General features: G+C 61.2%; 19 protein-coding genes. 11 read left to right on the top strand and 8 right to left on the bottom strand.

Features of this window, described 5'->3' with window-relative positions; all coding sequences use genetic code 11:
- The first annotated feature begins 101 nt into the window (after positions 1-101).
- Positions 102-332 (top strand): hypothetical protein, encoded by a 231-nt coding sequence (locus tag AAFO90_RS03430; RefSeq protein ID WP_274828089.1) that lies wholly within the window; start codon positions 102-104, stop codon positions 330-332.
- A gap of 178 nt (positions 333-510) precedes the next feature.
- Here the strand turns inward: AAFO90_RS03430 and AAFO90_RS03425 are convergent, their stop codons facing one another.
- On the bottom strand, positions 511-1,134 hold the full coding sequence (locus AAFO90_RS03425; protein WP_347508513.1) for an XRE family transcriptional regulator: 624 nt from the start codon (positions 1,132-1,134) through the stop codon (positions 511-513).
- Positions 1,135-1,198: 64 nt separating this feature from the next.
- Between AAFO90_RS03425 and AAFO90_RS03420 the strand changes: the two genes are divergently transcribed.
- From AAFO90_RS03420 to AAFO90_RS03400, 5 genes are all read left to right on the top strand, one after another.
- Entirely contained in the window at positions 1,199-2,707 is a 1,509-nt protein-coding gene (locus AAFO90_RS03420) for a class I adenylate-forming enzyme family protein (RefSeq protein ID WP_347508511.1), read from the top strand.
- 3 nt (positions 2,708-2,710) lie between these two features.
- Entirely contained in the window at positions 2,711-3,379 is a 669-nt protein-coding gene (locus AAFO90_RS03415) for a DsbA family oxidoreductase (RefSeq protein ID WP_347508510.1), read from the top strand.
- The gene (locus AAFO90_RS03410) at positions 3,379-3,756 is read left to right on the top strand and encodes a potassium channel family protein (protein WP_065270239.1); all 378 of its coding nucleotides are present in this window, start codon (positions 3,379-3,381) and stop codon (positions 3,754-3,756) included. The genes AAFO90_RS03415 and AAFO90_RS03410 overlap by 1 nt, the downstream gene beginning before the upstream one ends.
- Before the next feature lie 155 nt (positions 3,757-3,911).
- A complete protein-coding gene (locus AAFO90_RS03405) occupies positions 3,912-5,135 on the top strand; it encodes an MFS transporter (protein WP_347508509.1) in 1,224 nt (407 codons plus the stop codon).
- Between the two features lie 124 nt (positions 5,136-5,259).
- Positions 5,260-6,930, top strand: a complete 1,671-nt coding sequence (locus tag AAFO90_RS03400; protein WP_347508508.1) for a hypothetical protein — start codon at positions 5,260-5,262, stop codon at positions 6,928-6,930.
- Between the two features lie 27 nt (positions 6,931-6,957).
- Here the strand turns inward: AAFO90_RS03400 and mfd are convergent, their stop codons facing one another.
- On the bottom strand, positions 6,958-10,419 hold the full coding sequence (mfd, locus tag AAFO90_RS03395; RefSeq protein WP_347508507.1) for a transcription-repair coupling factor: 3,462 nt from the start codon (positions 10,417-10,419) through the stop codon (positions 6,958-6,960).
- Between the two features lie 54 nt (positions 10,420-10,473).
- Entirely contained in the window at positions 10,474-10,998 is a 525-nt protein-coding gene (locus tag AAFO90_RS03390; RefSeq protein WP_274828083.1) for a component of SufBCD complex, read from the bottom strand.
- A gap of 169 nt (positions 10,999-11,167) precedes the next feature.
- On the opposite strand from AAFO90_RS03390, the gene hemB reads away from it, so the two are divergent.
- Both hemB and AAFO90_RS03380 read left to right on the top strand, forming a co-directional pair.
- Positions 11,168-12,166 (top strand): porphobilinogen synthase, encoded by a 999-nt coding sequence (hemB, locus tag AAFO90_RS03385; RefSeq protein ID WP_274867474.1) that lies wholly within the window; start codon positions 11,168-11,170, stop codon positions 12,164-12,166.
- A gap of 186 nt (positions 12,167-12,352) precedes the next feature.
- The gene (locus AAFO90_RS03380; protein ID WP_347508506.1) at positions 12,353-12,928 is read left to right on the top strand and encodes a YSC84-related protein; all 576 of its coding nucleotides are present in this window, start codon (positions 12,353-12,355) and stop codon (positions 12,926-12,928) included.
- Between the two features lie 100 nt (positions 12,929-13,028).
- Here the strand turns inward: AAFO90_RS03380 and AAFO90_RS03375 are convergent, their stop codons facing one another.
- On the bottom strand, positions 13,029-13,931 hold the full coding sequence (locus tag AAFO90_RS03375; protein ID WP_274832266.1) for an NAD(P)-dependent oxidoreductase: 903 nt from the start codon (positions 13,929-13,931) through the stop codon (positions 13,029-13,031).
- Between the two features lie 83 nt (positions 13,932-14,014).
- Here AAFO90_RS03375 and AAFO90_RS03370 point away from each other — a divergent pair, with 83 nt between their 5' ends.
- Together AAFO90_RS03370 and AAFO90_RS03365 are read left to right on the top strand one after the other, a co-directional pair.
- Complete coding sequence (locus AAFO90_RS03370) at positions 14,015-16,489, top strand: penicillin acylase family protein (RefSeq protein ID WP_347508505.1); 2,475 nt, start codon at positions 14,015-14,017, stop codon at positions 16,487-16,489.
- A 15-nt stretch (positions 16,490-16,504) separates the two neighbouring features.
- Entirely contained in the window at positions 16,505-17,701 is a 1,197-nt protein-coding gene (locus AAFO90_RS03365; RefSeq protein ID WP_347508504.1) for a cation:proton antiporter, read from the top strand.
- Between the two features lie 39 nt (positions 17,702-17,740).
- Here the strand turns inward: AAFO90_RS03365 and hflX are convergent, their stop codons facing one another.
- From hflX to trkA, 4 genes are all read right to left on the bottom strand, one after another.
- Positions 17,741-19,012, bottom strand: coding sequence for a GTPase HflX (gene hflX, locus AAFO90_RS03360; protein WP_347508503.1), 1,272 nt, complete (start codon positions 19,010-19,012; stop codon positions 17,741-17,743).
- Complete coding sequence (gene hfq / locus AAFO90_RS03355) at positions 19,012-19,251, bottom strand: RNA chaperone Hfq (protein ID WP_008204623.1); 240 nt, start codon at positions 19,249-19,251, stop codon at positions 19,012-19,014. The genes hflX and hfq overlap by 1 nt, the downstream gene beginning before the upstream one ends.
- 132 nt (positions 19,252-19,383) lie before the next feature.
- Positions 19,384-20,919, bottom strand: coding sequence for a potassium transporter TrkG (locus AAFO90_RS03350; protein WP_347508501.1), 1,536 nt, complete (start codon positions 20,917-20,919; stop codon positions 19,384-19,386).
- Between the two features lies 1 nt (position 20,920).
- Positions 20,921-22,297, bottom strand: coding sequence for a Trk system potassium transporter TrkA (gene trkA / locus AAFO90_RS03345; RefSeq protein WP_065270227.1), 1,377 nt, complete (start codon positions 22,295-22,297; stop codon positions 20,921-20,923).
- A 102-nt stretch (positions 22,298-22,399) separates the two neighbouring features.
- Between trkA and AAFO90_RS03340 the strand changes: the two genes are divergently transcribed.
- Positions 22,400-22,885, top strand: a complete 486-nt coding sequence (locus tag AAFO90_RS03340; protein WP_347508499.1) for a hypothetical protein — start codon at positions 22,400-22,402, stop codon at positions 22,883-22,885.
- Positions 22,886-22,915: the final 30 nt, after the last annotated feature.

Genomic DNA, 22,915 nt, shown 5'->3' with positions numbered 1-22,915 from the left:
TTTCGCGTGATCGTGAAGATCTTCATGATCCTATTGTTTTCTTTTTTGACATATTTGCTACCATAATACCGTATTGTTGTTGTTTTCACGGGGTACTCGAAATGTCATGTTTCTCTGCTTCGGCCAGCTGGGCGGTCCGCTTTCCCCGCGCCAAACAGCGGTTTCCGTATCTTCAACGCCGGTATGCTCCCTGTCCGATCGGCGACAAGGACGGGTTCGTTGCTTACCTGGCCCAGTCGCACCACCTGACGCTCACCGAGGCGCAGGAAGAGGCCGACGACTTCCTGTTTTGGGAAAGGCTGCATGAAGAGCTGGAACGCGATGCGATCTGAGCGCCGTGTTCCTTTGGTCATCGCATTGGGGTGCGGACTACAGCCGCTGTGACCGCTGTGGGCTGAAATGCCCGTAGCGCGGGTCATACGGTGATGCGCGAAAATTCCTGGGCGCCATCCCTCAAAAAACAAAATCACAAAAATTCAGGGAGTTGTCAGCAGTACTTCACTGCGGCCTTCAGACCAGGGACGTGACCCACAGAATGGTCGCATCATCCGGGCTGAGCGAGATCACGTTGTGCCCCATGGCACCATCGTAATAGGCGCTGTCGCCCCGGCGCATTTCAACCGGCTCGTAAAACTCGGTATAAAGCATGATCACCCCGGTCAGCACATAGAGGAATTCCTCGCCGTCGTGCCGTACCCAGCCGTCAAACTCATCCATCGAGCGCGCCCGGACCCGGGCCCGGTACGGCAGCATCTGCTTGCGGGTCAAACCATCGGCGAGCAGTGCGTGCTCATAGGTGGCCGTCGCCTGATGCGATCCTTCACCGGATTTTGTCACCGTCATCCGCCCGTTCACCTGATCGCGCTGCGGCGGGGTGAACAGCTGCGGTACTGAAATTTCCAGCCCGACGGCCAGCTTTTTCAGGGCGTCATATGTCGGGGACATCTGGCCGTTTTCGATCTTCGAAAGGGTCGAACGGGCCAGCCCCGCTTGTTTGGCCGCGTGTTCCAGCGTCCAGTCCCGCGCCTTGCGCAATTCCCGCACGCGGACGCCAAGGTCCAGCGGTTCTGCCTGCGTGTCTTCGCCGCCAGAGCGGGCAATGGTGATAAGGGTTTTGGGGTCGCGGCCAGTCATGCTGTTTCTATAGGCCGCAGCACGGCAGCTTGCAACGCGGCACGTGTCACGCTAGCGAAGATCCATGATATCAGTTTTCGACAATGGGCCCTTTGCCCCCTGCCCGGCGCCGTTCAACATGGCCGCCCATGTACTGCGTTTCGCACCCGACCGCCCTCAAAAACCTGCGTTGGAGGTCCTTGGCGGCGATCAAAGCCAGAAATGGACCTATTCCCAGCTGGAGGCCGCGGTGCGCGGGACCGGCACGGGGCTGTTGGCGGCGGGTCTGCGCCCTGGCGACATTGTGATGATGCGGCTTGGCAATACGGTCGATTTCCCGCTTGCCTATCTTGGCGCGATTGCGGCTGGTCTGGTACCCGTCCCGACCTCCTCGCAGCTGACCGCACCGGAAACCGCCAAGATGATTGCGGAACTCGACGTGGCCGCAGTTCTGCGCGATCCGTCGGTCGCCTGCGCCGATCACCCGCGCGAAATCATCCTGCCTGAACTGACCGCGATGCGCGACCTTCCGCCCTGCGAGTATGACATGGGGGATCCGGACCGTCTGGCCTATGTGGTCTATACCTCCGGCACCAGCGGATCACCCCGCGCCGTCGCCCATGCACACCGTGCCATCTGGGCGCGGCAGATGATGGTGCGGGACTGGTACGACCTTTCAGAACACGACCGCCTGCTGCACGCCGGTGCCTTCAACTGGACCTTTACCCTCGGTACCGGGTTGATGGACCCCTGGAGCATCGGCGCCACCGCGCTGATCCCCGACCCGGACACACCGCCCGAGGCGATTCCTGCCTTGCTGCGCGATTATCACGCCACGATTTTTGCTGCGGCACCGGGAGTTTACCGCAAAATCCTCAATTCGGATTGCGATCTTCATCTGCCAGAACTGCGGCACGGCCTCTGCGCCGGGGAAAAACTGTCGCGCCACCTGTCTGACCTCTGGACCGAGCGTACCGGCCGGGCCCTGTATGAGGCTTACGGCATGTCGGAATGCTCGACCTTCATTTCCTCCTCTCCGGCACATCCGGCGCAGGATGATGCGCTTGGCCAGCCGCAGGATGGGCGTCGGGTCGCCATTCTTGGCCCGGATGGGCCAGTACCGCGCGGCGCCGAAGGCACCATCGCGGTGCACCGCTCTGACCCCGGTCTGATGCTGGGGTATCTGAACGCCCCCGAAGAAACCGAGGCACGCATGCAGGGTGAGTGGTTTCTAACCGGCGATCAGGGCGCCATGACGACCGATGGTCAGATCACCTATCTGGGCCGCGCCGATGACATGATGAACGCAGGCGGTTTCCGCGTTTCCCCGATCGAGGTGGAAACCACGCTCGCGGCTCATCACGGGATTGTGCAAGTCGGGGTGACATCGGTTGAAGTCAAGGAAGACACACATATTATCGTGGCCTTCTACACCGGCCCGCAAGAGATCCCCGAAGCCGAGCTTCGGGATTTTGCCACGGACCGTATGGCGCGTTACAAACAACCGCGTGCCTATGTGTATCTTGATGCCCTGCCGACTGGCGCAAACGGAAAACTGCTGAGGCGCGCCCTGCCGGCCTATTTCAAAGGATAACCAATGACCAGCCTTCCTTCGGTCAAGCTCGACATTCTTTCGGACCCGATCTGCCCTTGGTGCTATATCGGCAAGACCCATCTGGACAAGGCACTGGCCGAGATCCCGAACCATCCCTTTGTGATCGAATGGCATCCCTTCCAGCTGAACCCCGACATGCCCCGCGAAGGCATGGACCGGCGCGCCTATCTGGAAGGGAAATTCGGAGGCAAGGACGCCGCAGTGCGCGCCTATGCGCCCATCGTGGAACATGCCGAACAGGCCGGGCTGAAGATCGATTTCGAAGGCATGAAACGTACGCCCAATACGCTCAACGCGCATCGGCTGATCCATTGGGCCGGCACCGAAGGCAAGCAGACCGAGGCCGTCGACGCCCTGTTTGACGCCTATTTCGTTAAAGCGTTGGATATCGGTGATCCTGAAATCCTTGCGGACATTGCCGAAGAGATTGGCATGGAACGCGATATCATGCTGAAACTGCTGGAGACCGAGAACGACATCGAGGCGATCCAGTCCCGCGATGCGCATTCGCGCAAGATGGGCGTGAACTCGGTCCCGACCTTCGTGGTGGCCAACCAGCACGCCGTGCCCGGTGCCCAGCCGCCCGAACTGTGGAAGCAGGTGATCGCCGACATCATGTCCCAGTTGGAAGCCGGACCAAAGGATGAATAATGCAGATTAAGCGGTCCAGTATCTTTGCCACCCTCATCGGTATCGTCGTTTTCAGTACAGTGTTTTTTCATTACGCCGAGGGGTGGAACTGGCTGGACAGCCTGTTCTTTACGGTCGTGACCATTTCCACCGTGGGTTACGGGAACTTTGTTCCCGTGACGGCGGCCGGGAAGATTGGCACGATCATCCTGATCTTCAGCGGCCTTGGGGTCTTTGCCCTGGCGATCCGGGAGTTCGCGCTCTACCAGATCCAAAAACGCGAAGAACACAGCGAGTGGCTGATCGCCCATTTCGGTCGCCACCACCGCGAAGATCCGACCACTGCGGCCAACGAGGATGAGTGTCCCGATCCGCCCACGTCACCTGCGCGCCAGTGACGACGCTGCCACAATTCTGACCATCGCATTGATGCACAGCGTCCTGTGCAGGCGATCTACTGGTGCCTTTTTTAAAATCATGGTAGCGGCCTTTCAGCGGCGCCCGGATTGGATCCGATTTCCGGTTCCTTCTGAAGCGCCGCATGAGGTTATCTATGTCAAAATCCGTTTCAAACCCGATGTCGAAAGGTGAATTTATCGCCTTGATCGCGATGATGTTTGCTACCATCGCCTTTTCCATCGACGCCATGCTGCCGGCCCTGCCGGAAATTGGCGCAACGCTCAGCCCCGATAACATAAATCGGGCACAGCTGATCATCACCTCTTTTGTTCTGGGCATGGGTATCGGCACCTTTTTTACCGGCCCGATCTCTGACGCCTTTGGCCGCAAGCCCGTCATTTTTGGCGGCGTCATTCTCTATATCATCTCGGCGGCCGCGGCCTGGGCCGCGCAATCCCTGGAACTGGCCCTTTTGGCGCGGGTCACCATGGGGCTTGGCGCAGCCGGACCGCGCGTTGTCGCCATGGCCGTGGTGCGGGATCTCTATTCGGGCCGTGAGATGGCGCGGGTTGTCTCCATCGCCATGATGATCTTCACCCTCGTTCCGGCGGTTGCGCCGATGCTGGGCTCTGTCATCATTGCCTTTTCCAGCTGGCGTGGCATCTTTGCTGCCTTTGCGGCCTTTGCTCTCATCATCGCACTTTGGATGGGCGTGCGCCTGCCCGAAACGCTGGAGCGGCAAGACCGCCGCCCGGTGCGCCCGGCGCTGATGGCTGCAGCACTGAAGGAGATGGTGACCCACCCCACCGTCCGCCTGTCGATCATCGCCCAATGCCTGTGCCTTGGCATGCTGTTCACCATGATCACCCTGGTTCAACCGGCCTATGATGTGGTCTTTGACCGCGCCGAAAGCTTCCCTTTCTGGTTCTTCGGCGTTGCGCTGGTGGCTGGGACGGGCAGCCTCCTGAATGCTGTACTGGTGGTGCGTCTGGGGATGCGCCGCATGGTGACCTGGGCGCTGGCCTCCCAGATCGGTCTGGCATCGGCCATGCTGGTCTTGGAAAGCATGCCGCTGGACAACTCCGTAGCCTTTGGCCTGTTTGTGACCTGGCAGACCAGCGTGTTCTTCATGGCCGGCGTTACCCTTGGCAATCTCAACGCCATGGGGATGGAGCCGATGGGCCATATCGCGGGTACGGCTGCCTCGGTCATGGGGGCAATCTCCACAGTAGTTGCCGCAGCCATCGCCGCACCGGTCGGGCTGTTGTTCGACGGATCGCTGCTGCCGTTGACCGCAGGCATTCTGATCATGGCTTTCCTCGGGTTTCTCGTCATGCTGCATATGGCGCGAGTAGAAGCACGCCTGCCTGCGGCTTAACCCCGCACCGCCGCCTGCCAGCAGATTGCGCAACTGCACTGCTGCCGCGTCGCGCCGGGGACACGCCGCTTGCCCGGCAAGCCTGAAAACCCTAACCTCTTCATAAGCTTGAAGGGGTGTTTTCATGGATTTCTATTATGATCTCGGGACCTATTCCTGTCCCGTGACCACCGGCAGCGCCAAGGCGCAGCTGTGGTTTGATCGCGGTCTGATCTGGACCTATGGCTATAACCATCAGGAGGCGGCCACCTGTTTTCGCCGCGCGCTGGCCGAGGATCCGGGTTGCGCCATGGCGCATTGGGGTCTCGCCTATGCATCCGGCCCCAACTACAACATGCCATGGGAGCTGCACGACCCCGCCACCCGGGCCGAGGCGCTGGCGACCGCCTATGATGCTACGCAATATGCCCTGGCCCACGCAGAGGGCTGCACCCCGGTCGAGCAAGCCTTGATCGCAGCGCTGACCGCCCGCTATCCGCAGCGCACGCCCGTCGATGACATGCACGCCTGGGACCATGATTTTGCCGACAGCATGCGTGCGGCCTTTGCCAAGGTGCCCGACAATCTGGACCTGCGCTGCGTCTATGTCGAAAGCCTCTTGAACCTCACACCCTGGAACATGTGGGATCTGAAAACCGGCCTTCCGGCAGAAGGCGCCGCGACGAAAGAAGCGCAACAGGTTCTGGAAGACGCCTTTGATAGCCTGCCCGGAGCCATGACCCATCCCGGCCTGCTGCATCTTTATGTGCACCTGATGGAAATGTCGCCGACCCCGGAAAAGGCGCTGAAGGCGGGTGATGTGCTGCGCGATCTGGTGCCCGATGCCGGGCATCTGGTGCATATGCCCACCCATATCGACGTGCTCTGCGGCAACTATCAGGACGTGGTCTACTGGAACCAGAAGGCGATCGAAGCAGACCTGAAATACTACGAACGCGAAGGCGCCTATAATATCTATACCGGCTATCGGCAGCACGATTATCACTTCGTGATCTATGGTGCTCTTTTCCTTGGACAAATGGAACCAGCCCTGCGCGCCAATCAGGGACTGTGGGACACCACGCCGATTGAAATGCTGCGGATCGAAAGCCCGCCGATGGCGGACTACTTCGAAAGCTACATGGCCATGCATCCTCATATCCTGATCCGGTTTGGGCGTTGGGACGCGGCGATTGCACTGGAACTGCCAGAGGATCAGGAGTTGTTCCGCACCCTGACAGCCACCACCCATTATGCCCGCGCCCTTGGCTATGCTGCGACGGGACTCGTGGCTGAGGCAGAGGCCGAGGAAGCGCTGTTCCTTGCGGCCAAGGATCGGGTGCCGGAGACCCGGTTGATGCACAATAACCGGGTTGTCGATCTTCTTGAAATCGCGCGAGAAATGCTGCGCGGCGAGATTGAGTATCGCAAGGGCAACTTTGATATCGCCTATGGGCATTTGCGCCGCTCGGTCGATCTGGATGACAACCTGCCTTACGACGAACCCTGGGGCTGGATGCAGCCCACCCGCCACGCGCTGGGGGCGCTGCTGCTGGAGCAAGGCCATGTGGCGGAGGCAGAGGCCGTCTATCGCGCCGATCTGGGGCTGGATGGCACCCTGTCGCGGGCGTCGATCCATCCCGACAACGTCTGGAGTCTCAAAGGGTTGCACGACTGCCTCGCGGCGCGTGGGGAAACCGTGGAAATCCACCACATTCGGCAAAAGCTGGATCTGGCGCAGGCGCGCTCGGACGGGATCATGGCCTCCTGCGGCTGCGCGCAGGTGGCGATGGCGCCGCAGGGCTGCTGCGGCTGACCCGCACCATCCCTGCGTGCTGAAGGCCTAGGTTTGCTTGGCCTTGGCTTTCTTCTTCTCCGCGACCACCTTTTCGGCCAGGTCGCGGGCGATGGCAAAGGCGCCCTTGATCTTGTCGCTGTCCTTTTTCCAGTCGCGACGCACGACGATCTTGTTGTCCTTGACCTTGGCGAGGCCCTTCTGATCCTCGATGAATTCGACCAGCCCCTGCGGGGAGGCAAATTTGTCGTTGTGGAACTGCAGGGTCGCGCCCTTGGGGCCGGCGTCCAGCTTGGCGATGCCCGCGCGTTTGCACATCGCCTTGATCCGTACCACCAGCATCAAGGTGTTGACCTCTTTCGGCAGTTTGCCGAACCGGTCGATCAGTTCTGCGGCAAACCCTTCCAGCTCGACCTTGGTCGTGAGGCCCGAGAGGCGGCGATAGAGGCCAAGGCGCACATCCAGATCGGGCACGTAATCCTCGGGGATCAGCACCGGCACGCCCAGATTGATCTGCGGCGCCCATTGATCGTCGCCCTCCGACAGGCCTTCCAGTTCGCCCGCCTTGATCTTTGCAATCGCCTCTTCCAGCATCGATTGGTACAGCTCATAGCCCACATCGCGCATCTGGCCCGATTGCTCCTCGCCCAGCAGGTTCCCTGCGCCGCGGATATCAAGGTCCTGACTGGCAAGGGTAAATCCGGCGCCCAGAGTGTCGAGCGAACCGAGCACCTTGAGCCGTTTTTCCGCCGTCGCGGTCAGGCGCACGCGCGGCTTGGTGGTGAGGTAAGCATAGGCGCGGGTCTTCGAACGGCCGACCCGGCCCCGGATCTGATAAAGCTGCGCAAGGCCGAACATATCGGCCCGGTGGACCACCATGGTGTTGGCTGTCGGAATGTCGAGGCCCGATTCCACGATGGTGGTGGCCAGAAGGATGTCGAATTTGCCGTCGTAGAAGGCATTCATCCGGTCATCAAGCTCACCGGCCGCCATCTGACCATGCGCCACCACATAGGTCAGCTCGGGTAGCTGCTCTTTCAGAAACTCCTCGACCTCGGCGAGGTCTGAAATCCGCGGCACCACGTAAAAGCTTTGTCCGCCACGATAATGTTCCCGCAGCAACCCTTCGCGGATGGTGACAGCGTCGAATTCGCTGACATAGGTGCGGATCGCAAGCCGGTCCACCGGCGGCGTGCCGATGATCGACAGATCCCGCACGCCCGTCAGGCTCAATTGCAAGGTCCGCGGGATCGGCGTTGCCGTCAGGGTCAGGACGTGAATGTCGCTGCGCAGCTGCTTCAGGCGCTCCTTGTGGCCAACGCCAAAATGCTGCTCTTCGTCGATGATCAGCAAGCCAAGGTTCTGGAACTTGATCCCCTTGGCCAACAGCGCATGGGTGCCGATCACGATATCAACGGTGCCCTTGGCCATACCTTCGCGCGTTTTGGCAGCGTCTTTTGTCGTAACAAAGCGCGACAACTGCCTGACTTCCAACGGGAAACCCCGGAACCGTTCCGCAAAGGAGGCCGCGTGTTGACGGGCCAGCAGGGTTGTCGGGGCGATCACCGCCACCTGCACGCCGGACATCGCCGCGACAAAGGCCGCGCGCATCGCAACCTCGGTCTTGCCAAAGCCAACATCGCCGCAGATCAGCCGGTCCATTGGCTGGCCCGAGGTCATATCGGCCATCACATCTTCGATGGCGCGCAGCTGATCGTCGGTTTCCTGATAGGGGAAACGTGCCGAGAATTCCTCCCAGGCGTGCGGCGGCGGATCCATGATCGGCGCCTTGCGCAGCGCCCGTTCTGCGGCGATCCGGATCAGCCGGTCAGCCATCTCCCGAATGCGCTCTTTCAGCTTGGCCTTCTTCGCCTGCCAGGCGCCGCCACCCAGCCGGTCCAGCAGCCCTTCATCGTGGCCGTATTTGCTGAGGAGTTCGATATTCTCGACCGGCAGGTAGAGCTTGGCCTCTTCGGCATATTCCAGCAGCAGGCATTCGTGGGCCGCCCCGGCGGCGCTGATAACCTCCATCCCCTGATAGCGACCAATGCCGTGGTCGACATGCACCACCAGATCCCCCGGCGACAGCGATTGCGCCTCAGTCAGGAAATTCTCGGCCTTGCGGCGTTTCTTGGGCGAGCGGATCAGCCTGTCGCCCAGAACGTCCTGCTCCGAGATCACCGTCATGTCTGGCGCTTCGAACCCGTGTTCCAGCGCCCAGACCGCCAGATGCAGCCCGGATTTTCCGATCCGTGTGCCGTCCATGACCGGGATCGCCTCGGCCAGACCTTCGTCTTCGATCAACCCAGTCAGACGTTCCCGCGCACCTTCGGAGTATGAGGCAACCACGACCGGACCTTTTTGCATCCGCTCCTGAATATGGGCGGCCAAGGCACCGAAAAGACTGACGTTTTCCAACTGCCGCTCGGGCGCGAAATCCCGTCCAATCCGCCCGCCTGCATCCACCACGCCGGGGCCAGAGGCCTGCGCCAGCGGGTGCAGCTGGATGGTACGATGTGCACTTATTGCGTCCTCCCAGGCGCTGTCGTCAAGATACAGCAGCCCCGGCGGCGTTGGTTTGTATACCGTGTCCAGCCGTCCCTTTTGCGTCATTGCCAGTTTGCGGGTCTCATACTGGTCCACGATACTGTCCCAGCGCGCCAGCCGCGATGCGGTGACCTGATCGTCCAGCGTGACCGAGGCCTGCGGCAGGTAGTCAAACAGGGTTTCCAGCTTCTCGTGAAAGAACGGTAGCCAATGTTCGATACCCTGATGCTTGCGGCCCGCGCTGACCGCCTCGTACAGCGGATCGTCAGTGCCCGCCGCACCGAATTCAATCCGGTAGTTCTGCCGGAACCGGGTCACGGCGGCCTCGTCCAAGATCACCTCGGACACCGGCGCCAGCTCAATCAGGTCCAGTTTTTCGGTGGTCCGCTGGGTCACCGGATCAAACCGGCGCGCTCCATCCAGCACGTCACCGAACAGATCGAGCCGCACCGGCCCGGTGTCGCCCGGCGGGAAGATATCGATGATCCCGCCCCGGATTGCGTAGTCGCCCGGCTCCATGACCGTTGGGCTTTGCGTGAAACCCATGCGGACCAGGAACTGACGCAGCGCCGTTTCGTCGATCCGGTGGTCGACCCGGGCGCTAAAGGCCGCCTCGCGCAGGACCTCGCGCGCAGGTACCCGCTGGCTGGCGGCGTTGAGCGTGGTCAGCAGGATGAACTGCGAAGGCATCTGGTGGACCAGCGCCGCCAGCGTCGCCATCCGCGCGGCGGAGATATCGGCGTTGGGCGAGACGCGGTCATAGGGCAGACAATCCCAGCCGGGAAAGACAAAGACCGGCATATCCGGTGCAAAGAAGGCCAGCGCGGCGCGCATCGCCTCCATCCGCTTGTCATCGCGGGCCACATGAAGAACCGGACCGCCGGACGTCTCGACCTCTTTCAGCACCAGCCGGGCATCGAACCCTTCCGGCGCGCCGCCCATGGTTATCGCAGGCTGCGCCATGCTGCGCGTCTCCCTCTTCATTGTGTTTCTTCAGCTCTGGGTCCCTGGTGATGCTCAGCCAAAGACGCCCAACCGCAGATTCTGGTACATGCCCCACATCGCGGTGACGAAAATGGAGATCATGCCGATGATCTGGATCGCAAAGCGGCAGGTGGCAAGTCTGCGGTAGAGAGCATCGCCCTGCGGCTCATTCATCCGGATCGACCGCGCCGTCGCCAGATTGACCAAACTCACCGTAGCCATCGGGAACAGCAGCAGGAACACCGCCTGTGCGAATTCCACGTCAAGGCCAAAGCCCAAGGTCGCCAAGGACGACAGCACGAAGCAAGCGATCGCAAGGATCCAAAGTCCCGCCATTTGAACCACATAGAGCATGCGGTTTACGTTGATCCGCACCAGATCCTCCAGATCCTCGGCGCTCTGGCCGCCGTTCTTGCGGGCCCGGTGCACCATGTCAAAGGGCACCCCAAGGATCCAGTGGCTGGCCGTGGACCACATCACCGCAAGGGCAATCCAGTACCAAAGGTTGGAAAAGGACCGCAGGTCGATCATTTCGGTCAGTGTCTGAAACAGATCCAATCCCGTGCCCTCTTCCGTCTGTTCGCATTCGCCGCCTTATATCCACCGCCAAAGCCCCCGGCACAAGCCCCGCAGATAAGGGGCGCACAAGCGCGGCGATTGTGCCACTTGCATGACGGCGCGGTTCCATGCGACCCACAGGCGTGCCACAGAGAGATGAGAGACCACGATGAAGCCGACCGTCGCCCCCTTTCCCGCCGCCCGCCTGCGCCGTACCCGTGTCAGCCCTGCGATCCGCGGGTTGGTCCGCGAGAACACGCTGACCACGGATGATCTGATCTGGCCGGTTTTCGTGCGCGATGGTGAAGGGATCGTGGAGCCTGTCGTCTCCATGCCCGGGGTGGTGCGCCGGTCGGTCGACAAGATCGCCGAGGCGGCGGTCGAGGCACAGGCCCTTGGCATTCCGGCGATTTGCCTCTTTCCCTATACCGATCCGGCGCTCAAGACCGAAGACTGCGCCGAGGCCTGGAACCCCGATAACCTGTGCAACCGCGCCATCCGCGCGATCAAGGCCGTCGCGCCGGACATCGCGGTAATGACAGATGTGGCGCTCGATCCCTATAACATCAACGGTCACGATGGTTTTGTCGTCGATGGTGAGATCCTCAACGATGAAACTGTCGAGGCGCTGGTGAAGATGACCCTCGCGCAAGCCGAGGCCGGTGCGGACATCATCGGTCCGTCGGACATGATGGACGGTCGGATCGCCGCCATGCGCAGCGGCCTGGAACAGGGCGGCCACCGCAACGTATCGATCCTGTCCTATTCGGCCAAATACGCCTCTGGCTATTATGGCCCGTTCCGCGACGCGGTCGGTGCATCTGGCGCGCTGAAAGGCGATAAGAAGACCTATCAGATGGACCCCGGCAACTCGGACGAGGCGCTGCGGCTGGTCGAACGTGACCTGCAGGAAGGCGCCGATATGGTCATGGTCAAACCCGGCATTGCCTATCTGGACATCTGCCACCGGGTCAAAACCACCTTTGGCACGCCCACCTTCGCCTATCAGGTCTCTGGCGAATACGCGATGATCCAGGCTGCCGCCCAGAATGGCTGGATCAATGGCGAACAGGTCATGCTGGAAAGCCTTCTTGCGTTCAAACGCGCAGGCTGTGACGGTATTTTGACCTATTTCGCGCCTGAAACCGCACGGATCCTGAACGGCTGATCCACCGTTGTCCGGAAGCACTTCCTGCGACGGACACTGCCAACCCCACAGCAACGCCCTGCGGGAAGCCGCTCAGGCGGACTATGGCGCTGTTGTCGTAGATGACAGCGGGCTTTTTTCCGCCTATGATCCTGCTCAGAGCCGAACAACCGGCCTATATCCATAACGTGACAGGCAACACTTCACATGAGCAGACAAATTTCCCCCCGCTTGACGCGCCGCGGCTTCACTCTTGGCATTCTTGCCGGGACCGGAGCGGTTGCGGCCTGTGGCAATGGCGTTGGCAACAACAATGCCGCCACCATCGACGCCCGCGTCGATGCCACCCTCAACCAGATGTACAGCCAATACCCCAACACCATCACGCTGGCCGAGAAATCGACTGGCATGCTGGTGATGCCGCTGGTCACCGAGGCTGGTTTCCTGATTGGCGGCGCCTATGGGCGCGGCGCGCTGCGCATCAATGGCGTAACGGTCGATTACTATTCCACGGTCAAGGGCAACGCCGGGTTGCAGATCGGCGCCCAGCAATACGCCCATGTGCTGTTCTTCATGACGGACGATGCCCTGGCCGGGTTCCGACGCTCTTCGGGTTGGGCAGCCGGCGCTGATCTCGAATATGTGATCAAAGATGATGGCAACTCTGTCGCGGCGGACACCAATACCCTGACCTCTCCGATCCTGGCGGCCGTTTTCGCGCAGGCCGGTCTGCGTGTTGGCGCCACACTGGAAGGCACCAAATACACCCGCATCATTCCCTGATCGGACACGGCTCAGCTGATTTCACCGCTGAAGCAGCAGATAATAAAAGGCGCGCCACATTCCGGGCGCGCCTTTTATTTCAGATGGTTGCGGGCTCTGTTTAACCTGCTGACTTCAGGCGTTTGAACAGCGACGAGGTATCCCAGCGCCCGCCGCCCATCTTCTGCACATCCTTGTAGAACTGATCGACCAGCGCGGTCACCGGCAGGCTGGCGCCGGTCTCATCCGCGGCATCCAGACAAATCCCCAGATCCTTGCGCATCCAGTCCACCGCAAAGCCATGTTCGAAATGATCGTCCAGCATGGTTTCATAGCGGTTCGCCATCTGCCAGCTGCCTGCCGCCCCCTGGCTGATCACCTCGACCACGGCGCGGCCATCAAGACCCGCCTTTTCTGCAAAATGCAGCGATTCCGCGAGCCCCTGCACCAGCCCGGCGATTGCGATCTGATTGCACATTTTGGTCATCTGACCGGCGCCGCTGTCGCCAATCCGGCGGCATATGCGGGCATAGGCGTCGATGATGGGCTCCGCACGGGCATAGGCCTCGGCCTCACCACCGCACATCACCGACAGAACGCCATTCTCGGCCCCCGCCTGACCGCCAGAAATCGGCGCATCTACAAAGGAAATGCCGAGCTCCGCTGCCGCCTCGAACAGCTCCCGCGTGACGCTGGCCGACACCGTGGTGTGATCGACAAAAACGCCGCCCTTGGCCATCCCCGCAAAGGCGCCATCCGGCCCCAGGCAGACCGAGCGCAGGTCGTCATCGTTGCCAACGCAGGACATCACGAATTCCGCGCCCGCAGCCGCCTCGCGCGGAGTTGGCGCGCTGGCACCGCCGTGCTCCTTGACCCAGGCCTCGGCCTTGGCGGCGGTGCGGTTGTAGACCGTCACCTCGTGACCCGCCGATTGCAGGTGTCCGGCCATCGGATAGCCCATAACTCCCAACCCCAGAAATGCAGCTTTTGCCATGTGCTTTTCCCCTGTGCTTTCTTGGCATATGTTGACGCTACCCTAGCACTGGCGGCGCGGGGTGCAATCGTGCCAGGCCGCTGAACACAGAAAACAAAGGGAAAAACCTTTATATGGCACTCCTGTTCCGCTGGCTGATGCGACTGACCGCCACCTTGATTCTGCTGTCGCTCGCTGCGGTTGTCCTGGCCTACTATTTCGCCTCACAGTCTCTGCCCGATTATGACAAGACGATTGCCCTGCCCGGCCCTACGGCCCCGGTCGAGATTGTCCGCGACAACGCCAATGTGCCGCATATCTTCAGCAGCATCGGCGCCAGTGACGAGGACGTGTTCTTCGGCCTCGGCTATGCCCATGCTCAGGACCGCTTGTGGCAGATGGCTGTAATGCGGCGCACCGCGCAGGGACGTCTGTCCGAGATCTTTGGTACCCGTACCATTGAGGTCGATACTTTCGTGCGGCGGCTTGATCTTTACCGGCTGGCTCAACAATCGGTCGCGGTTCAGACACCCGAAGCCATGGCCGCGTTGACCGCCTATTCCGCTGGTGTGAATGCCCGCCTGCAGGAGATCAACGAAGAGGCGCTGGGACGCGGCGCGCCGGAGATGTTCCTGTTTAATATGCCGCTGGCCCCATGGCAGCCTGCCGACAGTATCGCGATCATGAAACTGATGGCGCTGAAACTGTCAGGCCATATGCGCGAGGAAATCCTGCGTGCACGCACCTCTCTGGCGCTCGCCGATCCGGAACGCCTGTTTGATATCCTGCCCGATGCGCCGGGATCCGGCACGGCCGCGCTGCCGGAATATGCGAGCCTGTTCCCAGATGCACCGCGCATCGCCGCCTCTTCGCCCGAACCGGAAAGTCGCCTGTTTCCGCTCGCGCCGCGCGGCCTTGGCGGGGCGTCCAATGCCTGGGCCGCCGATCCCAGTCGATCCGCGACGGGCGGCACCCTACTGGCCAATGATCCACATCTGGGCCTCAGCGCGCCCGGGATCTGGTATCTGGCGCGGATGGAGTTGGCGACCGGCGGCGTGATTGGCGGAACCATCCCAGGGCTGCCTGCCGTGCTCACCGGACGCTCAAACGACTTGGGCTGGGGGATCACCTCTTCCTACATGGATGATCAGGATCTCTTCATCGAAAAAATCAACGCCGAGAATCCCGAAGAATATTTAAGTCCAACGGGTTACACGCCTTTCGTTACCCGCCGCTCCATCATCAACATCAAGGACGCGCCGCCTGTCACCCTAACCTTGCGCTGGACCGAGAACGGGCCGGTTCTGCCCGGATCCATGTTCTCTCTGGCCACCATCACCCCGCCGGGTCACGTGGTCAGCCTTGGCTGGACGGCTTTGTCGGGCGAAGATACCTCGGTCAGTGCCGCCATCGCTTTGATGCGCAGCGCCTCGGTCCGGGAAGCGATCCGCGTCGCCGAAGATTATATTGCACCTTCGCAGAACCTGACGCTGGCGGATAAGGAAACGATTGCCCTCGAGACCATCGGCGCCATTCCCCAGCGCGATGCACGCCATCAAAGCAAGGGCCGCCTGCCAAGCCAGGGCTGGCGCCGGGAAAACATTTGGAAAGGCCGCGCGCCCTATGCTGCCAACCCGGAATTCATCAGTCCCCGTGGCGGGATCCTGGGCAATACCAATAATAAGCTGCTGGACCGCCCCTTTCCCAACCATGTCTCCTTCGACTGGGGCGACACCCAGCGGATCAACCGCTGGCGCCGCTTGATGCAGAACCGCGAAGTGCATACGCGCGACAGCTTCATTGAGGCGCAGCTTGATACGGTATCCTACTCTGCCCGGGCCCTGCTGCCGCTGATCGGGGCAGACCTGTGGTTCACCGGCGAGGCCGCCCCCGAAGGCAGCCGCGAACGCCAGCGTCACACCGCGCTGACCCTGCTGTCTGAATGGAACGGCGAAATGAATGAGCACCTGCCGGAGCCGTTGATCTATGCGGCCTGGCTCCGGGCGTTGCAAGCGCGGCTGATCACCGATGATCTGGGACCGCTGACCGAAGAGTACAAACACGTGGATCCGCTGTTCATCGAACGGGTCTACCGCGACATCGATGGTGCTGCCGCCTGGTGCGATGTCCGGCAAAGCGCGCCGCAGGAAACCTGTACCGACATGGCACGGCTGGCGCTGGACGATGCGCTGATCTGGATCGAGGAACGCTATGGCACCGCGCTGGAATCGCTGCGTTGGGGCGATGCCCACCAAGCCACCCACGATCACGAGGTTCTTGGCGAGGTGCCGGTACTGCGGTTCTTTGTGAACATCCGCCAGTCCACCAGTGGCGGCGACAACACCCTGCAGCGCGGGCGTACCTCTGGCGAAGGCCCTATGCCGTTTCAGAATGTCCACGCCGCCGGGTTCCGCGGCGTCTATGATTTCGCCGATCCGGACAGTTCGGTCTTTATCACCTCGACCGGCCAATCGGGACACTTCCTCTCGCGCCACTATGACGACATGGCCCAGTTGTGGCGCCGGGGTGAATATATCCCGATGTCTCTGGACGAGGATCTTGCCCGCGCGGCGGCAGTCGGTGTGACCCGTATCCTGCCCCGGAACTAGACAGAGAGCCCCCGGATGGAAGATCAAGCCATCACTCTGATCATATTTGGCCTTCTGTTCTTTGCCGGGTTGGCGGCCGACCGGATCGGGCGATGGTTGCGCCTGCCCCGTGTAACCCTGCTTCTTGGCTGCGGCTTGCTGATCGGTCACTCCGGGTTTGGCTTGCTGCCGGACAGCATTACCGAACTGTACCCGGTGATCGCAGTGGTGGCGCTCAGCGCGGTTGCCGTTCTCTTGGGCAGCGCCTTGTCCATGTCCAACCTGCGCCAGCATGGCCGCGTGGTTGTCGTCGTGTCACTGTCCATCGTTATTGTCAGTCAGGTCGCCGTCACAACCGGGCTTTGGGCCATGGGCCTGCCGCTGACGCTGGCCATCCTGCTGGGCGCACTGGCCACGGCCACCGATCCCGCCGCCACCTATGACGTGATCGATCAATCCGGACAAGACACGGGATTTACGCAGACTCTCAAAGGCTTGGTCGCCATTGATGATGCATGGGGGCTGTTCGCCTTCAGCCTCGCACTGCTAATGATTGATCTGATCAGCGGCATGGGTGACGGTGTTGATACGCTCATCATCGCCACGCAAGAGGTCGTCGGATCAATCGGGCTTGGCATCGCTATCGGCGTTCCCGGTGCGCTGCTGACCGGACGCCTGTCGGATGGGGAGCCGCTGCGGATCGAGGCGCTTGGCCTGATCTTCCTGACCGCCGGACTGTCGCTGATGCTGGAGCTGTCCTATCTGATTGCAGGCATGACAGCCGGCGCGGTGATCGTAAATCTGGCCCGCCACCACACTCGGGCCTTTCACGAGATCCACAATTTCGAATGGCCCTTCATGATCATCTTTTTCGTACTCGCCGGTGCAACACTGGACCCCGAGGCGCTGGCAACGCTGGGCATGGCGGGCCTTGGCTATTCGGTTCTCCGGGTGTTGGGGCGCATCTTTGGGGGTTGGATCGGCGGCATGCTGGCCCACGCCCCGGCGACCGAACGGCCCTATTACGGCGCCGCGATGCTGCCGCAAGCCGGGGTGGCAATCGGCATGGCGCTGGTCGCGGCCGAGCGGTTCCCCGAATTCGCTCCGTCGATCATGGCGCTGGCAATTGGAACCACGGTGGGGTTTGAGCTGATCGGACCGATCGTCGCTGCAGCCACGCTCACACTGCAATCACGACCGCGCAGCGGTGCAACGCCGCCGGATTCTCACTAGCAGATACTTCGGAGTTTCAAGGGCGTACAGCATGACGGATCAAAGCCCGTCGTACTGCGCCCGTTGTTTCGCAGTCCAAAGCACGGTGATATCAAAACCGCCCTCGGTCTGCTCTTCGGAGACGACAACATCCTGCGCAAACAGCCAGGCACGTTGCTTGCCTTGCGAAAAATCAAGACTAAGCACCTCTTGATGCTTTGTGCCTTGCAGTTTTTCCGCGATATCCGCCAAGAGCCCGTCGATGCCTTCGCCCGTCAAGGCAGAAATCGCGTGGATCCCTTCCTCGCGGGCGGCGCGCTGACGGCGCGCCTCGGCTTCTTCCTCGCTGAGGTTATCGAGCTTGTTCCAGACCTCAATCTGGGTCCGGTTTTCATCCACCCCGAGCGACGACAAAATCGCGGCCACGTCCTTGGCCTGATGCTCGGTTTCATCGTGGCTGATGTCGCGCACGTGCAGGATCACATCGGCGGCCAGCACTTCTTCCAGCGTCGCACGGAAGGCCGCGACCAGCTCGGTCGGCAGATCCGAGATAAAGCCCACCGTGTCCGACAGGATCACCTCCGGACCATCAGGCAACAGCACCCGGCGCATGGTCGGATCCAGAGTGGCGAACAGCATATCCTCGGCCATCACCTCAGCCCCGGTCAGGCGATTGAATAGGGTCGATTTACCGGCGTTGGTATAGCCGACAAGCGCGACAATCGGATAAGGTACCTTGGCCCGCGCGGCGCGATGCAGCGTGCGGGTTTTCACCACCTTGTCGAGCTGGCGGCGTAGGCGCACCAGCTGATCGTCAATTGCACGACGGTCCGCCTCGATCTGGGTTTCACCGGGACCGCCAACGAAACCCAATCCGCCCCGCTGCCGTTCCAGGTGGGTCCAGGCCCGCACCAGCCGGGTCCGCTGATAGCTGAGCGCGGCCATTTCCACCTGCAGCACACCTTCACGCGTGCGCGCCCGATCCGAGAAAATCTCGAGGATCAGACCGGTCCGGTCCAGAATCTTGACCTTCCAGGCCTTTTCCAGATTGCGCTGCTGCACCGGGGTCACCGGCCCGTCAATGAGGACCAGTTCCACCTCTTCGGATTTCAGTTTCTGCGCCAGTTCTTCGATCTTGCCCGAGCCGAACAACATCCCTGCATGCGCCTTGGGCAGACGCACCACATCCGATCCGACAACGTCGAGATCGGGCAGCGCCTGCGCCAAAGCGACGGCTTCTGCCAGGGCGGGTTCAGGATCGCGCCGGTGTTGATCCGACTTGATCTCGGGATGCAGCACCCAGGCCCGGGTGCGCTTCCGGTCATGCTCCATCAAGAGGCGTCTTCACCTTCATAAAGGCTGATCGGCTGTGCGGGCATGATCGTGGAAATTGCGTGTTTGTAGACCAACTGCGACTGTCCGTCGCGGCGCAGCAGGACACAGAAATTATCAAACCAGGTAATAACCCCCTGCAATTTGACCCCGTTGATCAGAAAAATTGTAACGGGAACCTTGGTTTTGCGAACGTGATTCAGGAAGGCATCCTGAAGATTCTGTCTGTCCGAAGCCATTATTATTATCTCGCCTTTTTTCTTGCTACGCGCTGCGGACCAACGCGCCTCGTTACAACCAACTATGGACGGAGACCGATTGGGTTTCCACCCGAAAAACATCAAATGCCAGAGCAGCGTAACGAGGTTTTCTTAACTGCGCCAGAGATTAGGCGACAAAAGCGCGATGATCGCCAGAGTTTCGAGCCGCCCAAGCACCATCGCAAAGCACAGCACCAGTTTGGCCGAGGGCACCAGCTGCCACAGCATGATCGGCTCGCTCGCCGCGACTTCGGTCAACGGGCCAGTTGTCGACAGGGCCGATACCGCCAGGATCAGCGAAGTTTCGAAATCCGTACCAAGGGCGGCAAGCACCGTGCTGATCAGCGCCAGAGACAAGGCAAAGAGCATGAAAAAGATCCAGGCCACAAAGGCGCCGTTCTTTTGCAGCCGCCGGTTGCCAGCCCCCTCGCCGCTGACCGATGACGGATGCACCAGCCGTTCCATTTCGCCAAGCCCGTTGAGATAAAGCGCATAGACCCGCAGCAATTTGACGCCGCCCGCTGTGGTGGCCACCCCGCCGCCAATCAGCGACAGGCCCAGAAGAATCATACCCGGGGTTTCCAACCCCGACCATTGCCCGGCGGCCTCCCAGTCGGCGCTTTCAAATCCGGTGGTGGACAGGAAGGACATCACCGTGAACAGCGCCCCCCAGAAGGCGCGCAGCGCCTGCATGCCATCCTCGGCGCTGTTGACCTCAAACGTTGCCAGCCAGTGGCGCAGGAACAAAAGCGTCGGAACCCCCAGCACAATCAGCAGGCCGGAACGGAACTCCGGGTCACGATCCAGCCGCCCGTCGCCGGTACTGACCGTATCGGAAGAAAATGTCAGCCGCGACAGAGCAAAGAACATGAACAGGAACATGACCATTTCCCCGGCCATGCCGCTGTTTGCCGCCTCGGTGCCCCCGACCGATGAAATCCCCGAGGTCGCCATCACCGACATCGCATGGGTCAGCCCGGCCAGCGATTTGCTGCCGGTCATCATCAAAAGCGTCCAGAGAACCAGCGTCAGCGCGAAATAGACCGGCGTCAGGGTGCGTGCGACTGTGATCAATTGGCGCCGTGGATCCGCCTTTTGCATCAGAACAGGTGTCGCGCCACCGCCGCCCGGCTCCCCCTTGGCGGTGACTTCGAAGCCGCCCAGGAACATCGGCGCCAGAACAGCCGATGCGGCGATCCACATCAAAAGGCCGCCAAGCCAGCCAACAATCGCCCGCCACAGATGTACGCTGGGCGGCAGCCGCCCCGGATCGGCAAAGATATCGGCGCCCGTTGTGGTGACGGCGCTGACCATGTCAAAATATGCGTTGAGGAAGCTTGTGTTTTTCAACGCATCCTGCACGGGAAGCGCGAGGAACAGCGGCAATACTGCAAAGGTTGCCAGCAGCGACAGCAACTGCCCCGGCATGCCATAGCGGGGCACCTTATTGCCCAGCGACAAGGCAATCACAGCGATCACAAAAAGCCCCAAGAGGCCGGCGAAAAAGAAACTTTGCGACGTCGGGTGGTCGTTCAGGATCACCGCATGGGTGGCCGGCACCCACATGGCAATGCAAGCCACACCCCAGATCAGCAGGAACAAGGGCAGACGCAACAGCCCGCCCGCGGTATGATTGCGTGCCGCCATCCTAGAAGTAGTCGATCGAAACCTGCATCAGGCGCTCGACCTCTGGCACATCGGCGGCCATCGCAAAGATCGCGATGACATCACCCTCTTCGATGCGCATTTCGCCGCTGGGACGCAGTACCTCGCCTCCCTTGCGCACGGCGCCGATCAGCACGCCTTCGGGGAAAGGAATATCGCGGACTGCTTGCCCCGCCATCGGAGAGGTTCCCAGAACCTCAGCCTCGATCACCTCGGCTTCGGCATCGCCAATGGAATAGACCTGCCGCACGCGGCCATAGCGGATGTGCTGCAGGATCGAACTCACCGTGGTGGAGCGCGGGTTGATAAAGGCGTCGATCCCGAGGGGCGCCATCAGCGGCAGCAGGGTCGGATCATTGATCAGGGCCACCACGAAGGGGCAGCCTTCGGATTTGGCGCGCACGGCCGCCAGCATATTGGTCTTATCATCGTCGGTGACAGCAAGCATGGCATCGGCGCGATCAATACCGCCTTCAATCATCAGAGACCGGTCCAGCCCGTCACCGTTCAGAACGATGGTCCTCTCGAGTGTTTCGGCCGCCCGCTCGGCGCATTTGCGGCTTTTCTCAATGATCTTAGCGCGGATCCGTCCGGTACGGTTCTCAAGCGCCTTTGCCACTTCAAGGCCCACATTACCGCCGCCCACGATCACCACCCGATCCTGGCGTTTTTCTTTCTTGCCAAAGACTTCGATGGTTCTGCTCACGTCGTCCGTGTGGCAAAACACATAGGCGCTGTCGCCGACGAACAGCTGATCGCCCGGTTCCGGTGCAAACAGGCTGCCATCACGCCGCACACCCACAACGATAGCCCGCAGGGTGGAAAACAGATCCGTCAGCTGCCGCAGCGGCGTGTTGACCACCGGGCAATCCTCGTCGATCTGAATGCCGAGGAGCTGCGCCTTGCCGCCCATAAAGGTTTCCGTGTCAAACGCAGCCGGTGCCAGAAGCCGCTGAATGGCGGCGGCGGCGACCTCGCGTTCGGGGCTGATCACCACATCGATGGGCAGATGGTCTCGCCGGTACAGGTCGGAATAGATCGCATTCAGGTAGCTGCGCGCCCGCAGCCGGGCTATCTTGCGCTGGATCGAGAATACCGAATGGGCAACCTGACAGGTCACCATGTTGACCTCATCCGAGTGGGTTGCGGCGATGATCATATCCGCATCCCGCGCCCCTGCCCGCTCCAGAACATCCGGGTATGAGGCAAAGCCCGCAATCCCCTGAACATCCAGCGTATCTGTCGCGCGGCGCACCAGATCCGGGTTGTTGTCGACAACTGTCACATCGTTGTGCTCGCCGGACAGATGCCGCGCGATCTGCCAGCCAACCTGGCCGGCGCCACAGATGATAACCTTCATGATCTTTTCCCTTGGGCGCGATCTTGCCAGTTTTGAATGACAGAAGCCGCCAGAGGGGTCAAATCAATTGTACTGACCGTCATCGCGGGGCATTCTGACAGCATGACCCGTACTTACCGCCGCTTCCGCTCCCTGTTCGCCGTGCCCGTTTTGGCCGCCGTCCTTGCCGGATGTGGCCCGGTGCCGGTCTATTACCGCGAAGGCGCCGATGTGCAGCGGCTCGAGGCCGATACGCTTTCCTGTCAGGTCAGCGCGCTGGAAAAGGCGCCCGTGGCCAATGAAATTCGTCAGCGCCCGCCCGTCTATTATCCCGGCGGGCAATATTGCAGGGACGGCAACTGCTGGAGCCGCCCCGGATACTGGGTTGATGGTGGCATCTATACGGTTGATATGAACCAAGGTCTGCGCAGGCGGTTAGAGCAAAGCTGTATGGCCAAGAAAGGGTATCAAGAGGTCCCCCTGAGGCGCTGCACCACCGCCGAAGTGGGGCAGCGTCTGGCCGAACAATCGAGCCGCCTGCCGCCGCTGACTGGCGATGCTTGCGTCTGGAAAGGCCCTGACAACACCCTGCATGTCCTGACGCCGTAGTCGGCCACGCTGCCGCCCCAGACACCGGGT

It is taken from the genome of Phaeobacter sp. CAU 1743, assembly GCF_039839315.1.
GTDB lineage: Bacteria > Pseudomonadota > Alphaproteobacteria > Rhodobacterales > Rhodobacteraceae > Phycobacter > Phycobacter gallaeciensis_A.
Note: the sequence above shows the minus strand (reverse complement) of the source record. Positions and strands in the feature narration are given on the sequence as shown.

What these genes read in the sequence shown, in the direction of transcription:
- AAFO90_RS03430 (WP_274828089.1), top strand. Translation starts at nt 102, where the DNA reads ATGTCATGTTTCTCTGCTTCGGCCAGCTGGGCGGTCCGCTTTCCCCGC.
- AAFO90_RS03425 (WP_347508513.1), bottom strand. Translation starts at nt 1,134, where the DNA reads ATGACTGGCCGCGACCCCAAAACCCTTATCACCATTGCCCGCTCTGGC.
- AAFO90_RS03420 (WP_347508511.1), top strand. Translation starts at nt 1,199, where the DNA reads ATGATATCAGTTTTCGACAATGGGCCCTTTGCCCCCTGCCCGGCGCCG.
- AAFO90_RS03415 (WP_347508510.1), top strand. Translation starts at nt 2,711, where the DNA reads ATGACCAGCCTTCCTTCGGTCAAGCTCGACATTCTTTCGGACCCGATC.
- AAFO90_RS03410 (WP_065270239.1), top strand. Translation starts at nt 3,379, where the DNA reads ATGCAGATTAAGCGGTCCAGTATCTTTGCCACCCTCATCGGTATCGTC.
- AAFO90_RS03405 (WP_347508509.1), top strand. Translation starts at nt 3,912, where the DNA reads ATGTCAAAATCCGTTTCAAACCCGATGTCGAAAGGTGAATTTATCGCC.
- AAFO90_RS03400 (WP_347508508.1), top strand. Translation starts at nt 5,260, where the DNA reads ATGGATTTCTATTATGATCTCGGGACCTATTCCTGTCCCGTGACCACC.
- mfd (WP_347508507.1), bottom strand. Translation starts at nt 10,419, where the DNA reads ATGGCGCAGCCTGCGATAACCATGGGCGGCGCGCCGGAAGGGTTCGAT.
- hemB (WP_274867474.1), top strand. Translation starts at nt 11,168, where the DNA reads ATGAAGCCGACCGTCGCCCCCTTTCCCGCCGCCCGCCTGCGCCGTACC.
- AAFO90_RS03380 (WP_347508506.1), top strand. Translation starts at nt 12,353, where the DNA reads ATGAGCAGACAAATTTCCCCCCGCTTGACGCGCCGCGGCTTCACTCTT.
- AAFO90_RS03370 (WP_347508505.1), top strand. Translation starts at nt 14,015, where the DNA reads ATGGCACTCCTGTTCCGCTGGCTGATGCGACTGACCGCCACCTTGATT.
- AAFO90_RS03365 (WP_347508504.1), top strand. Translation starts at nt 16,505, where the DNA reads ATGGAAGATCAAGCCATCACTCTGATCATATTTGGCCTTCTGTTCTTT.
- hflX (WP_347508503.1), bottom strand. Translation starts at nt 19,012, where the DNA reads ATGGAGCATGACCGGAAGCGCACCCGGGCCTGGGTGCTGCATCCCGAG.
- hfq (WP_008204623.1), bottom strand. Translation starts at nt 19,251, where the DNA reads ATGGCTTCGGACAGACAGAATCTTCAGGATGCCTTCCTGAATCACGTT.
- AAFO90_RS03350 (WP_347508501.1), bottom strand. Translation starts at nt 20,919, where the DNA reads ATGGCGGCACGCAATCATACCGCGGGCGGGCTGTTGCGTCTGCCCTTG.
- trkA (WP_065270227.1), bottom strand. Translation starts at nt 22,297, where the DNA reads ATGAAGGTTATCATCTGTGGCGCCGGCCAGGTTGGCTGGCAGATCGCG.
- AAFO90_RS03340 (WP_347508499.1), top strand. Translation starts at nt 22,400, where the DNA reads ATGACCCGTACTTACCGCCGCTTCCGCTCCCTGTTCGCCGTGCCCGTT.